The 14,434-nt window shown below is 50.1% G+C and carries 11 protein-coding genes; 6 read left to right on the top strand and 5 right to left on the bottom strand.

The features are described 5' to 3' along the window. Positions 1–18: 18 nt before the first annotated feature. The 3 genes from H8L32_RS01030 to H8L32_RS01020 are packed head-to-tail and all read right to left on the bottom strand — an operon-like array spanning position 19 to position 3,941. On the bottom strand, positions 19–909 hold the full coding sequence (locus H8L32_RS01030; protein WP_186945300.1) for an HvfC/BufC N-terminal domain-containing protein: 891 nt from the start codon (positions 907–909) through the stop codon (positions 19–21). Then, complete coding sequence (gene bufB / locus H8L32_RS01025) at positions 906–1,862, bottom strand: MNIO family bufferin maturase (RefSeq protein WP_230412015.1); 957 nt, start codon at positions 1,860–1,862, stop codon at positions 906–908. Before bufB ends, H8L32_RS01030 begins: the two co-directional genes overlap by 4 nt. A 12-nt stretch (positions 1,863–1,874) precedes the next feature. After that, positions 1,875–3,941, bottom strand: a complete 2,067-nt coding sequence (locus tag H8L32_RS01020) for a ferritin-like domain-containing protein (RefSeq protein ID WP_186945299.1) — start codon at positions 3,939–3,941, stop codon at positions 1,875–1,877. Between the two features lie 222 nt (positions 3,942–4,163). On the opposite strand from H8L32_RS01020, the gene H8L32_RS01015 reads away from it, so the two are divergent. From H8L32_RS01015 to H8L32_RS01005, 3 genes are all read left to right on the top strand, one after another. Further along, positions 4,164–4,856: a DNA alkylation repair protein gene (locus H8L32_RS01015; protein WP_186945298.1), complete on the top strand. Its 693-nt coding sequence runs from the start codon at positions 4,164–4,166 to the stop codon at positions 4,854–4,856. A 118-nt stretch (positions 4,857–4,974) separates the two neighbouring features. After that, the gene (locus H8L32_RS01010) at positions 4,975–7,653 is read left to right on the top strand and encodes a polysaccharide deacetylase family protein (protein WP_186945297.1); all 2,679 of its coding nucleotides are present in this window, start codon (positions 4,975–4,977) and stop codon (positions 7,651–7,653) included. A gap of 51 nt (positions 7,654–7,704) precedes the next feature. Continuing rightward, positions 7,705–8,184, top strand: a complete 480-nt coding sequence (locus H8L32_RS01005) for an Aca2/YdiL-like domain-containing protein (protein WP_186945296.1) — start codon at positions 7,705–7,707, stop codon at positions 8,182–8,184. Between the two features lie 56 nt (positions 8,185–8,240). On the opposite strand, the gene H8L32_RS01000 is transcribed toward H8L32_RS01005, so the two are convergent. After that, on the bottom strand, positions 8,241–9,356 hold the full coding sequence (locus H8L32_RS01000) for an NADH:flavin oxidoreductase/NADH oxidase (RefSeq protein WP_186945295.1): 1,116 nt from the start codon (positions 9,354–9,356) through the stop codon (positions 8,241–8,243). 384 nt (positions 9,357–9,740) lie between these two features. Continuing rightward, positions 9,741–9,968, bottom strand: coding sequence for a DUF6500 family protein (locus tag H8L32_RS00995; protein ID WP_186945294.1), 228 nt, complete (start codon positions 9,966–9,968; stop codon positions 9,741–9,743). Between the two features lie 262 nt (positions 9,969–10,230). On the opposite strand from H8L32_RS00995, the gene H8L32_RS00990 reads away from it, so the two are divergent. The 3 genes from H8L32_RS00990 to H8L32_RS00980 all read left to right on the top strand — a co-directional run bounded on the left by H8L32_RS00990 (position 10,231) and on the right by H8L32_RS00980 (position 14,423). Next, entirely contained in the window at positions 10,231–10,803 is a 573-nt protein-coding gene (locus H8L32_RS00990; protein WP_186945293.1) for an RNA polymerase sigma factor, read from the top strand. After that, positions 10,800–11,774: a FecR family protein gene (locus H8L32_RS00985; protein ID WP_186945292.1), complete on the top strand. Its 975-nt coding sequence runs from the start codon at positions 10,800–10,802 to the stop codon at positions 11,772–11,774. The genes H8L32_RS00990 and H8L32_RS00985 overlap by 4 nt, the downstream gene beginning before the upstream one ends. A 198-nt stretch (positions 11,775–11,972) precedes the next feature. After that, a complete protein-coding gene (locus H8L32_RS00980) occupies positions 11,973–14,423 on the top strand; it encodes a TonB-dependent receptor domain-containing protein (RefSeq protein ID WP_230412014.1) in 2,451 nt (816 codons plus the stop codon). Positions 14,424–14,434 lie beyond the last annotated feature (11 nt).

Here is a 14,434-nt window from a genome sequence, read left to right as displayed (position 1 = left end):
GAGGTGACCTTGATCAGATCAGATCAAGGTCATCTTTTCTGTGGTCAGCAGTCCAAGCGCCTGTGCTTGTGGCTGCCACAGGCAGATATCTGCCAGCAGTGCCTGAATGCCCAGCCCGGTTTCTTGTGAGGCTTGTACTGCACATTGATGAAGATCAGAATTGTGATACGCAGCCTGTAAAAAATGATATTGCCACGGCAGCAGGTTGATCAATTGTACCCGGTAATGCTGGCGTGTAAATGCCAGATAGCTGGTTTCAGGATCTGGTGGTGCTGGCAAATCCTGGTCAGCGGGCGTATGCTTGGCCTGCTCCCAGTACGCCAGTAAAGGAAAGCTGGTTTTCAGCAGGCGTACGCAGGCCGGAATATGGATGTTGGCATGTACACCCATCAGCAAGTCAAATGCATGATGGGTTTTGATGTTGCGGTCTTGTTCCAGTCCTAGTGCCCGTATAACTTCGGTAAATGCCCGTTCCAGCCTTGCCACCTCTATGGGAAACTGCAATAGCAGGTCCGCTTCACCTGCATTTTCTCCATCTGTGCTGGTGGGCTGACTTTGCTGCAGAAAATCGGCAAAACCAGCACCCAGATCATACAAAGACGGTGCGCGGGATGGGTGGCGCCAGATATAGTTATGTGCAAAAAAATTGAACAGATCATTGCCCATCAGGCGATGTAAAACCGGGAAGTCAGCTTGCAGGCATTCCTGTAAACGCAGGATATAGCCATGGGCGTAGATATGCATGCGTGATTGCTTGCCTGGCGCAGTCTTGATAACGGCTGATTCTGCCAGGCCCAGATGTTCCTGCGCCAGAGATAAGCCTCTTGCCAGTCCACCGGGTGCGGTCATCACTGTTAAAAACCAGTTTTGCAATTGCGATAGCAATGGATCAGGTAATGGCTGATTCATGAGGTGCTGAGTTCTTCCAACTGAAAATGCAAAGGCGTAGAAATGCTTGCCGCAGATGCCGTATTGATTTTCATGTCTGGAAAGTGACCATCCATGACCAGTCGTGCCTTGCCCAGTTCTGCCAGCAATTCAGGGTAAGAGGGGATGTTGGCGTCCCATTCCAGTAAAGTTGATACACCTCCTGTCAATTCCTGCGCCAAAGCATATAGATGCCATACAGGCGTAGGCACTGGCTGATCATGCGTATCTATCATATAGTCGCCACAATGACTTGGCCCCGCCAGATGAATCTGCACGATGCGATCCGCAGGCAGGTTACGTATATAGCGTTCAGCATCAAAGCCATGGTTATAGGCCGACACATAAACATTATTGACATCCAGCAGCAGACCACAGCCGGTTTTTTCGCTTAAACGACTTAAGAATTCATCCTCAGCCATGCTTGACTGTTCAAATTCTACATAGGTGCTGGGGTTTTCCATGATCAGTGGACGCTCCAGATAATCCTGCACTATGCGTACACGTTCAGCCACATGTTCCAGCGTGGCCTCGTTCAAGGGGAGTGGCAGTAAATCATGCGTATTCATTCCTGTTGCACCAGTCCAGCACAAATGGTCCGACACCCAGGCAGGCTGTAATTCCTTCGCCAGTTGCCTGAGTTTTTTTAGATAGTCAAAATCCAGCGCATCGCTACTGCCTATTGACAGTGAAACACCATGCATGACAATGGGGCAGGTTTGCGCGATGTGTTCCAGCACATGACGCGCATAGCCATGGTTATCAATGAAGTTTTCTGTGATCACTTCAAACCAGGCTACGCCGGCACCGTATTTCAGTATGTGCTCAAAGTGCATATTGCGCAGACCAACGCCCAGGCCCAGATTGGGCAGGCCCAGACGTGGCTGCATAGTCTGCGTAGTTTGCATGGTGTGCGCAGCGTACTTCTCAGACATGCTTATATATCATCAGGTTGAAGGTGGCAAAGCCAGGCGTAAGTCATTTGGCTTCGGCATTTCCCCCGGGTTTTTATGGCGAGCGATCATGACCTTGCTATACGCTGCCCAGGCCGTGTCAAACACGGCATCACCTTGTTTGAAATCAATGTTCTTGTTTTTCAATAATTGTGCTTCATGGGGTGGCTCAGCATCAAAAGTGTACAGTGTCATTGTGCCATTCACTGGAAACAGTTGTGATGCCGAGATAGGCACGGCACAGCCGCCATAGGTCTTGCAGCGGTTATCGCTAGGCGAACTATACAGGGTGCCGGTAGGTGCAGGGCCTGGCGCGCCACAAATACCGTGTGAGCCACGGTCTGCCGTTGCGCCCAGAACGGGTTTCTTTTCTGGATCAACGACCATGTCTACCTGGACAAAACCACAGCCACCCTGGGCTTCACAACCATTTGAGCCACGGCAACTGTGATACACCGCAATGGCTGCGCATTGATTGTCTTCCTGTCCGGTTTCTGATCCCTTGCTGGCGTTAAAATCCAGACCCTGACACGAATGGTATAAAACATTCTTGTCTGGTAGTGGAACGCTGACGGATAAATCGGGCGAGCAACCTGTGATCGCCCAGCAAATTGACATGCGGTCACCTGAACCGACCATAGATGGATAAGGGAAGTTGGTATCCTTATTTGCCCAGTATTCGTCCAGTACCGAGGTAATGCCATAAATTGCCCCCGCAGATACGCTGCTTAACATCTGTACGGTTTTTGCACCTTCGCTTTTCAGGCGATTCAGTGCACCGGCAACTTCGTCAGGTGTAGGGATATTTTGTGGCGCTGACGCAGCATCGTAATCCTTATTGGTCAACATGGCAGCCGTCCACTGATTGCCTACAACGGCATGCCATTGTTCCCAGGTCAGCAAATGATTTGCGGCGGTCTCTCCGGGATGCGCCATCTCTTTTTGGATATCCTGAAAGCGTTCATAGTGATCAAATGCCGCGCTATGAAAACGTGCGGAAGCATCTCTCGATTCTGCTAACTCGCCATCACCGTCATACGCAGGGTAATCGACCTTCAAAGCTTCGTCTGATTCGCGATAGTCAGGCTGTACGGCACGCAGTAAATGCGTGCGGCGATAGTGTTTGATTCCTGCGGAATTACCTTCGCCCTGATCGGTAATGGCACACATCATGTCAATCGCCTTGTTTTGCGAACGGGCCATGCCGCCATCAAGATCGTCAGGGCCGAACAAAGTCTCAAAATGCGGATATTCTTTTTTGGGATGACTGTCGTTGGGCTGTTTGGGTGTGCTATGGACATTGAACATGTCTTTTTGCACAGACTCGTTATCAAACAGTTTTTGCCATAGTGTCTGACCATCCGTATATTCCATGCTGATGTATTTTGCATAGCATTCATACATATAGCCGATAGTGCCGAACAGCGGCAGATCAGCAAATCCCTTGTCAGGATTCCAGTCAGCCAGCGGCACTGCGGGGAAGTATTTATCGGCATTGTGGCGCAGTTCTTCGCGTGCCTGCTTTTCTGGCTGCTCGATTGCCAAAAACAGGTCAATCTGGTTTTGATTCAATGACTCCAGATTGACCCTGACATCCTTATAGCTGTTGGTGTCCCTGAGATCAACAATGCAAGGTATGGTGTGCTTGTCGGGGCCATAGCAAATCCAGCCACGCTCAGTGTTTTGCAGACCTGAATTTTCAGTAAAGCTGGGATCGACACCAATTGCCGTAGCGATATTGGCGGCCATTTGCAAATGCAGCATTTCCTGAATGAATACACTGAATATGACATTGAAGGCACGTTCGTTGGCTGTAACGGCGTTTGCCGTGGTAGCCATGCCCGGCCATTGGCGACCCTTATAATAGTTGTTACCCTTGGAATTGATCTGGTGCGTGCCATAGATCGAATACATGGAATTCATGTACAGCGGTATCGTAAATAACTCGACACTGACAGTCGCCTGGGCAATTGCCCTCACGGCAGCAGCATCGGTGTTGAATTCTGACAGTGGGCGATTCTTGATAGCGTGCTGCGGTGTTTCAGGTATGGCTGCGAACATGAGACGGCTCCTGCGCTGGCTTGGTATGATCGGGGGATGTATGGGCGGTGGGTAGTGCAGTAAACTATGGATAAAAACATAATGACTTTAACATAAAAAAATGCTCACTTGGAAATATTTGAGCAAGCCAGACTCGTTCACGATGGCCTGGTTTGCCCATACTTTGCGTGTTTTGTTAATGCGCGGTTGCGTCAGGGGTTTTACTGTTTGGGAACAGCCAATATGAAAGAAATCATCAGACAATGCAGGCTTGACCTGTCACCACTTGCGGACCCCGTGCGGGCGCAGGGGATGAGTGCCTATATGAAAAACCGCTTTGAATTTCTGGGCATCCCCGCCCCTGAAAGGCGCAAGGCATGTGTGGATATCATCCGGCAATTGAAAACCGCAGATGCGGACCAACTCCTGGCCGTCGCCACAGGTTTGTGGAACTGCAGGGAGCGCGAATATCAGTACCTGGCAATCGATATCCTGGCTAAACATTATCGGCATTTGCGCGTGCAAGATGTACCAGCCTTGCTGGCACTGGTACAGCAAAAATCCTGGTGGGACAGCGTGGATGGTCTGGCCGGTGTATTCGGTGACCTGCTGCGCCTGCATCTTACTGAGGATAGAAAAATACAGCAAACCATGGATGCGGCTTTGCTGCATGAAGATTTTTGGGTCAGGCGCATCGCCTTGTTGCATCAACTGGGCTGGCGTGAAAAGACGGATGTGGACAGATTGTGCCGGTATGCCCTGACCCTGGCCGCAGAAGATGAATTTTTCATCCGTAAAGCCATAGGCTGGGCTTTGCGTGATTATGCCTGGCATGACCCGGCGATGATCAGTGTTTTTCTTGATCAGCATAAGGCGCAATTTTCAGCATTGACACAACGTGAAGCCGGCAAGAATCTGAAAAAACTGGGCTTTTAGTGAAAGAAACCCGGTTCGTGTGAGCATGCAAGCCCCTATTTGCAATATGATATCGAACTGACTGATTGCCCCTGCTTATTTTTAGTTTGCTTATCGTTTTGTTATACCGATTTTTTCAATGAAACCACTCAAGATTATTGTGCCTGCCTTAGCGGCAGTTTGTCTGGCTGTTGCTGCCTATTTTGTCATTCATAAAAGTACCCCTGCTGAAGGAGGTGGTGCCAGTGCTGAATCTGCACTGATTGATCCCAAAGATGGTTTTGATGCCAGTAAAATTCCGGATGACTTGAATGGCTTGCTGGTCGCCTACCGCAAGATCATTGTTTTGTTGGCAGATGAAAATAAACAGGGGCCCAAAGAGCGCAATGAAGCCAATCGCATAGGACAGGCCCTGTTTCATGAAAACCTGGTCAGGTTGAATAATCTCGATGCCTATTTCGACAAGCTCAAAACGCGCCGTGCTGTTCAGCGTGAAGCCAGCTTTGACAACATACTGACGTATATAGAATCTGGCGAAGACCTGTATGACGCCGACCGTCTGGCATTCAGGGAAGTATTGGTCAGGATGCAAAAGCTGATCGCTACCGAGCAGACCCTGCCTTCGATTAAATTGCACAAACGCGTCAGCGATGATTTGAATGCCTTGAGCGAAATTGAAAAAGAATACGACAAAGAGCTTAAGGAAATATTCTCTCGCTTTGAATCGCGTTCGATAGAGTTGAAACGTGAACGCTGGGATGACTATCTCGCCAAACTGCGCAAATTATATAACCGCGAACAAATCCTGAAAGATTACGGCATTATCCTGCCGTATCCAGAAAAGCCGGAACCACTAAGCGAAAAGGAAAAAGACATTTTCGGCCAGGGCTTGCCAGCCAAGACCGTGGTGCTGACCTTTGACGATGGTCCCCATGCCACATATACCGATGAAATCGCGGCGATATTGAAGCAATACAATGTGCCCGGTGTATTTTTCCAGGTCGGCAAAAACGTTGGTAGCATAGACGGCAAAGGCAAAGAACTGCTGAATAAAAATGCCGAAACCAGCAGGAAGTTGCTGAGTGCCGGTCATGTGCTGGCGAATCACAGTTTCAGTCATGCCTTGCTGTCAAAGCAAAGTGGCGACAGCCTTAATGCAGAAATCGAGCAGACCGACAAATTGCTGAAAGCGATTGATCCAGCGCGTTCGGCCCTGTTCCGCTTCCCGTATGGAGCCAAGAGCAAGGAGGGCATGCAAATCCTGGGCAGGCTTGGTCTGCGTTCTGTGATGTGGAACATTGACTCTCTGGACTGGGCTGATCCGGTGCCGAACTCGATTGCGGGCCGCGTCCTGGGTACGCTGGAAAAAGAACAGCGCGGCATCATTCTTTTCCATGATATCCACGAACGCACGGTCAAGGCCCTGCCTCTGGTGCTGGATAAACTGATCGCCGATGGCTATAGCTTTGCATCCTGGGATGGGACAGATTTCAAGGTCGTCAAGGGCGGCAAGGCGACTCCGGAAAAAGTCAGTATCAGTACCGATTATCAAAATAGCTGGGCTATCGTGATCGGTATCAATGATTATGCCAAATGGCCCAAGTTGCAATATGCCGTGCAGGATGCTAATGCCATTCGCGATACCCTGGTCAGTAAACTGGGCTTCCCGGGTGACAAGGTATTGACACTGACCAATGGTGATGCCACCAGAAATAATATCCTGGCCCTGTTCCATGAAAAACTGGGGCACGGACAATTGAAAAAGGATGACAGGGTGTTCGTCTTCTTTGCCGGTCACGGTGCCACCAGAAAGCTGAGTTCTGGTCGCAATCTGGGCTATATCATCCCGGTAGATTCTGACCCTGAACAATTGTCAGTCGATGCCATTCCCATGACAGATCTGCAAAATATTGCCGAAAGCCTGAATGCCAAACATATCCTGTTTGTGATGGATGCCTGTTACAGTGGTCTGGGCTTGACACGCGGCGGTGGCAGCAGTGCCTTCCTGCGTGAAAATGCACGTCGCATGGGCCGGCAGATGCTGACGGCTGGTGGTGCCGATCAACTGGTGGCAGACGGCGGGCCCAATGGCCATTCCGTATTTACCTGGACTCTGCTGCAGGCATTAAGCGGCAAGGCGGATCTGAATGGCGACGGCATGATTACTGCGACCGAACTGGCTGCCTATATTGCCCCGGCAGTGTCGAGCATGTCGCAGCAGACGCCGGCATTTGGCAGTTTGCCGGGTTCTGAAGGTGGCGAGTTTGTATTTGAGATGCGCAGCGAAGGTGAGTTCTTGAGTGCAAAAACCAATCAGTTATCTGCCGATGCGATTGCGCTCAACAACAAAATAGACGGCGCAACCGCCAAGGCCGGCAGCGAGACACCTATTGTCATTAAAAATCTGAATGGTGGCGAGCAGAAAATTGCCGCCCCCAAAATGGTGGATGCACCATCACGCCAGTTGGCACAAAGAGCCAATGACAGTGGTTTGCAACTGTATAGAGAAAAACAGTATGCCCAGGCTGAAGCGGCATTTACCGAAGCCTTGAAATACCGGCCTGATTTTGGTCTGGCAGCCAACAATCTGGGCTTTGTCTATTTCAAGCAGCAAAAATATGCAGAGGCAGCGCGCTGGTTTGAAAACACCTTGCAGATTGATCCATCCCGCGCCATTGCTTATCTGAATCTGGGGGATGCCAGAGCCATGCTGAATGAAAATGAAAAAGCTAAAAAAGCGTACACCAGTTTCCTGGAACTGTCGCCGAATAGCCCGAATGCCAGTTATGTCAAAGAAGCCCTCAAAAAACTGGATTGATACTGCTTTACGAGTGCTCACAGACAATGCAAATGGTGTAAAGGATAAAGAATGAACGGTGTCACATTGAAGGCAATCCGCAGTTTGCTGCATTTCAGTCAAAACGAAGCGGCAGAGTTGATCGGTGGTGTCACGCTACGCAACTGGAGTAGCTGGGAAGCGGGCGCACAAAAGATACCGCAAGACGTGATATCGATGATTAATTACCTGATGGTGTGCCGCAAGAAGGCGATTGCAGATACGCAGACAGCAATAAAAACCTATTACCAGCAAATGCCCGCCAATGCGGATAAAAAGCCGATAGCACTGGTGTGGTATGACAATTTTGAAGACTGGTGTACTTTGCCGTATCGTGAATCAATCATGTGGCGACCACAGCAGTCAGTGATAGCCCATCTGATTTCGGTAGAAAACTGCAATATTGTGCAGTTTGATGCGGCTGCTTATGAAAACTGGTTGGGCCGACGTACAGACAGCGACTCCATGCGCAATCAGTGGGCGGCAGAGCAGGTACGGCTACCGCAGAATTAAAATCAGAAATTGAAAGCCAAGGCTGTGTGGTGACACAGCCTTGCAATGAACGCTGATTATCTTTGCCCTATACGGGTGTCGCCAAACAAGTTTTTCTGATCACGTGGTTGCGAGCGCCAGTACTGCTTGGGTGCTTCCACCGTAGCCCCCAATTTTGCAGCTGCATGCCATGGCCAGTGCGGGTCGTACAAAATTCCACGGGCAATCGCTATCGCATCTGCCTTGGATGTCGTAATAATATCTTCCGCCTGCTGTGCATCTGTGATCAGGCCTACCGCGATGACGGGGATGCTGCAATGCTGCTTGATTTCCTCCGCCAAATGAACCTGATAGCCAGGCCCCAAAGGAATTTTCTGTTCTGGCGAAACCCCACCGCTGGATACATGGATAAAGTCACAGCCGCGCTCTTGCAGGGCTTGCACGAAGAGTTTGCTTTGCGAGATATCCAGGCCGCCATCTACCCAGTCTGTTGCCGACAAACGCAGGCCGACTGCCATACTGTCGCCGGGAACTGCGGCCCGCACGGCATCAAATACCTCCAGCGGAAAACGCAGGCGGTTTTCAACTGAACCGCCATACTGATCCGTGCGCTGATTGGCAATCGGTGACAGGAACTGGTGTAACAGATAACCGTGTGCAGCATGTATTTCTATGGCATTGATGCCCAGTCTGTGGGCACGTACGGCGGCATTAACAAAGGCATTTTTTACTCGCTGCAAGCCAGCTTCATCCAGCGCCAGAGGAGGGTGCTCGCCTTTGGCATGTGCCACTGCGGAAGGCGCAACTGTCTGCCAGCCACCATCTTCTATTGCGATAAGCTGGCCACCATGCCAGGGTACCTGGCTGGACGCTTTGCGGCCCGCATGACCAAGCTGTATGGCAACCGGCATGTTTGAATGCCTGCGTATGGATTGCAAAACTGTGCCAAGTGCAGCCTCGGTTTCGTCTGACCACAAACCCAAATCGCCGGGAGAAATGCGGCCTATGTCTTCCACCGCGGTCGCTTCCAGTATCAACAAGCCTGCACCCGACAGGGCCAGCCCACCCAGATGGATAAGATGCCAGTCAGTGGCTTTGCCATGGTCGGCAGAATACTGACACATGGGCGCAATGATGATGCGGTTTGTCAGATTCAGTGATCCAAGGCGTAGTGGAGAAAAGAGGGCGCTCATAGTTTTGCAAACCTGCTGTAGAGATCAATAGATGGGGAAGGGAAGACTAGAACTCATTTCATAAATAGGGATGAGTGCGAGCAAGGCGATTCGGGATGCAGTGCAAGGCGTGACGCGCAGCTAAGGCTGGTGCCTTAGCAAGCGGCACAACGCTGCAATGCGCCCGAATCGCCAGCTCCCGGAGGGTTTGCCTCATAACGCGTGCTGGACTGCGTTGGACTCGTTATCAATAGCACCGCTATTGACTTCCTCGTCCGTCTTGCCAGCCCACGTTATGAGGCAAACGCATCTCACCCCTATTTATGAAATGAGTTCTAGCATCTATACATTATGCCCGCAGTTTCCATTTGTTGCCCGCAGGCTGCCGGTGCCTGCCCGGTGGTGTCAATCCTTCATATCCATGGCCGTGACCAACTGCCTGATTTTGACTGCTTTTTCAAAATGGTCGAATTTGTTTTCCATGATCCACCAGGTAGCTGCTTCCATCAGCAATTCCGGGTCATCATTTTTATTGGCGAAGAAGGCATAAAAGGACAGGCCGACATCTGTGCCCTTTTGCTTGATTTTGTTGTCGCATACGGCAATGATTTTTTTTCTTAATACATCTTGCATAGGGAAATAGTTTTATTTACTGAGGTGAAGGAAGGTCTGAGCAAGGTTCAATTGTCAATAAACCTGGCATGTCGCCCGATGACAAATCCTGCGCAGTACGCTAAGCATGTCGTTGGAGGCGACAATAATAACGTGATTAATTGCTTCAATATATATCGCTTTAATATATATCTCTTCAAGATATGGCGGATTTCTTTTTCATCTTCGTCTAAGTTAGAGTAAGGGTGTATTTTCGTTCAATCTGGTTAAGAAAGTGTGATTCATGGAATCCAATAAGCTGGATGAATGGTTTGAATTCGAGGTGTTGCCGCTGGAAGCCGCGCTGATCCGCTTTTTGCGCCGTAATCGCAGGCAAGAGGACGATGTTGCCGATTTATTGCAAGAAGTGTACGTGCGTCTGTATGAGTCTGCTGCGAAACGCATGCCAGACATGGTCAAGCCATTTGTCTTCGCGACGGCGCGTAACCTGTTGATCGATCTGGCACGCCGCGCGCAAGTGGTGTCAATTGAAGCCTACGCTGATCTGGATATCCTGGATGTATCCAGCGATGAGCTCACGCCCGAGCGGCACGCAACCGGGCACCAGGAACTACGTTTGCTGCAACAGGCGATGGACATGTTGCCGGCGCGCTGCCGTGAAGTCGTGCAATTAAGAAAAATTGACGATATGTCGCAGCGAGATGTCGCGCTATACATGGGCATTACCGAAGACACGGTAGAAAAACAGATATCCAAGGGAATGCGTGTTCTGGCCAGCTCTCTCCTTGTCAATGGAGTAACCGTAGGAGTAACTAAATTATCATTAAAAATTCGCAAAAAGGACGACTCGGTATGAAAAGCGCGTCTGAAATTGAAGAGCAGGCAGCCAATTGGTTAGCACGCCGCGACAGTGGCAACTGGTCTGATGAGCAGGAAACGGCAATGCAGGCCTGGATTAATGAAGCAACGGCACACCGGATTGCTTATCTAAGGCTGAAGAGTGTGTGGCAGCGGGCCAATCGTCTCAGCTCATTGAAAATGCCTCAACAATATTCCGTGCCTAAACCAAGGGCTGCATTTTCACTGCTGACCGGGTGGAGAATCGCGGCAGGCGTACTGGTCATCGTGGGTGCCGGCACACTGGTGGTTTCGTCTGACATCCTCACCCCGGCAACAAGATATGGCACCGTGCTTGGTGAAAGCAAGACGCTGGCCTTGCCTGATGGTTCCAGATTGGCACTCAATACCAACACCCATATCCGGACACAGATATCTTCCGAAAAGCGTCTGGTGTGGCTGGATAGCGGGGAAGCTTATTTTGAGGTCGCCCATGATACAAAACGCCCCTTTGTCATTGAGGCAGGAAAAAGTCGGGTCACTGTCCTTGGCACCAAATTTTCAGTACGCAGGGATGGCGATCAAATTAAAGTAAATGTTGTCGACGGACGGGTACAGGTCAGCAATAGTGATGCGAAATCCCCCAGCCAGCCGCTACCAGAAAACGCCGTGGTGATGACCAAAAACGAAACGCTGGAAACCGGCAATGGTCAGCTTGTTGTCAATCATAAAACCACTGAACAGATCATGAGGCAGCTTGACTGGCGCCAGGGTAAGCTGGTACTCGATGACATGACACTGGCCCAGGCGGTATCAGAATTTAATCGCTATAACCAAAAAAAGCTGGTGATTCTTGACGCTTCTGCTGGGCAGATTAAAATCGCTGGCAGCTTTAATGTCGATAACGTTGATGGTTTTGCCCGGCTGTTGCATCAGGGTTTTGGTCTGAAAATTGAGATTGGAAAGGATGAGATAAAAATCCTTCGCTGAGACATGCCGGATTTTCGAAATGGACTCGTCTAAGTAAGTGGGTAGCAAAAAAAATTCACTTATTTCAAAGGAATGAAAATGGTTCGTCATCAACTTGTCGGTGCACTATGCATAATGACAACCTGCATATCAGCTCAAGTACAGGCGCAATCCCAAGCTCGGGCCCAGGCAAGCGAGATCAATATACCGGGCGGCGATTTGAAGACCGCGCTCGACACCTATGCCACCCAATATGGCATCCAGTTACTGTACAAGCCGGGCGACATTAGTGGAATTTCTACCAAGGGAATCAAAGGTCTGGTGTCACAGGAACAGGCACTGACTTCGCTGCTGGGTAACAGTGGTTTATTGGTGAAGCGTGACGGGGGAAATGCGATTGTCATTTTTCGCGGCACGGTGCTCGATCTGCCAGCGCAGGATATGACTGAGGCGCTGGCTGCATTGTCAGCTAAAACCGGTTTGCACATCGCTGTGCCTGCCGAGGCAAAGGGGTTGCGCAGCAACCCCCTGAAAGGTGCATTCGAGGCAAGAGACGCTTTGCGCCAGCTCATTCTCGACAGTGGGCTGGAACTGGCGAGCGATGATGGTACTACCATCTTTCTTAGGCGTCAGGCGGAAATCTCGCTCAGCACGGTAACCGTCACTGCGCAAAAGCGCCCGCAATTGGCCCAGGCCGTGCCTATTTCCATGACGACATTTTCGGCCAAGGCACTGGAAGTCAATCGCATTCAAAGCTTGCAGGACGTAGCGCGTCTGACTCCCGGATTGCTGGTGTCTGCTTTCAGTCAGAACAATCCCACGATTGCAATTCGTGGCATCAGCAATACCTTTTCGCAGATAGGTGTCAGCAAACCGGTAGCGGTCGTGCTTGATGATGTGTTCATACCGCGCAACAGTGCCGCCAATTTTGAATTGTTTGACCTTGATTCGCTGACCGTTTTGAAAGGCCCGCAAGGGACACTGTTTGGACGTAATGTGACGGGTGGTGCGATCGTACTCACCACGCGCCCACCATCTCTGGATGAACGGGTATTGGAAACACAATTAACTTTGGGTAATTTGAATGCCCGCCAGTTCAATGGTCTGATCAGCACGCCACTAAATGATAGTACTGCATTCAAGCTTTCTGCTTCTGTGCGAGGCCGTGACGGCTACGGTGTTGACCGTCTTACAGGCAAGCAGCAAGACGATATCAACAGCCGTAATTCGCGTGCACAATTATTTTTTAAGCCTGGTAGTGGTATCGAAACCATGTTAAGTGCAGACTATAGTGAAGACTGGAATGGTGGCCGTACACTATCCTCCGATACGCTGGGAAATGATGGCGATGTACGTACGTCAGAATTGGGTGTGATTCAAGGATTCAAGCGAACCATTGCTGGTACATCGGCGAAAATCAACTGGAAATCTGATGCAGGTGAAGTCACGTCAGTCACTGCTTACCGGAAGTCGCAATCCGGTGAAGACTATTCCGGCGTCGGTGCGAATTATAGTTTTCTGAGTACAGGTAGTCAGAGTCTGGTGCGAGATGCTGATCAGATAGGTACATTTTCACAAGAGCTGCGTTACGCCAGTCCGAAATGGGCTTATGGTGATTTCGTGACCGGCCTGTATTACATGAGCGAAAATGGTTACAGACAGTTGGATACGCGCGGCCTGGCGGCAAAGACAGGAATTCTTGCCAGTGCGACTTTGGCCAATCAGCATGTAGATACAACAAGCTATGCAGTATTCGCAGATGGTGTCGTACATCTGGCTTCAGCGTTTGATCTGACGGCAGGTATACGCTACACACAAGACGAAAAGACCGCCAGCCTGATACGGTCTGACTTCATACGCCCAGTTAATAATTTTAGCAGTGGTGACGTCAAGGCCAAATGGAGCGAGATAACACCTCGCCTGGTGCTGAGCTGGCAGCCAGAACGCAATCTGATGGCCTATGCCAGCGTCACACGTGGCTTCACTGCCGGTGGCTTTAATGGCGATGCCTCATCCTTCAGTGTTTTTAAAACACCTTTCAATCCTGAAAAAGTCACTAACTATGAAGCCGGTCTTAAAACACAATGGTTACAGAATCGCTTGCGGGTGAATGCCTCACTCTACAAGTTGGAATATAAAGACAAGCAAGAACTGGTGAATAACTCATTGACAGGCATTCTGACTATCGTCAACGCGAGCAAGGCAACGGTCAAAGGTGGTGAAGTCGAAATCACCTACAAGCCAGTAAACTGGCTGGATTTATCGACCAGCTATAGCAGGATTGACGGTACTTACGATAGTTTTGTGGTGGGCACCGTCAACAATAGCGGCAACCCGATTGCCTCTGCACCGCGTAATCAATTTTCTGCTGCTGCAAATGTCATTATTCCTCTTGAGTCAACAGGCTATCTGGTGGGATCGGCCAATTATTCCTGGCGTGACGGCTATAACACAGGGGCGGCCAATGACCCAAACTTACAGATTCCAGGCTATGGCTTAAGCAACCTGAGTTTTGGTTATGAATCTGCCGACCGTGGCTGGCGCATCATTGCGTGGGTGAAAAATGCGAACAACACTACGTATCTGTTGACGCGTTCCACACAAGTTGTGCGGGCCGAATATGTGGGTGAACCACGTACTTTCGGACTGACGCTGACGGCCAAATTCTGATTGTTGAGATC

This window comes from Undibacterium hunanense (assembly GCF_014284335.1).
Lineage (GTDB): Bacteria > Pseudomonadota > Gammaproteobacteria > Burkholderiales > Burkholderiaceae_D > Undibacterium > Undibacterium hunanense.
This window is presented reverse-complemented; position numbering and strand designations above follow the sequence as displayed.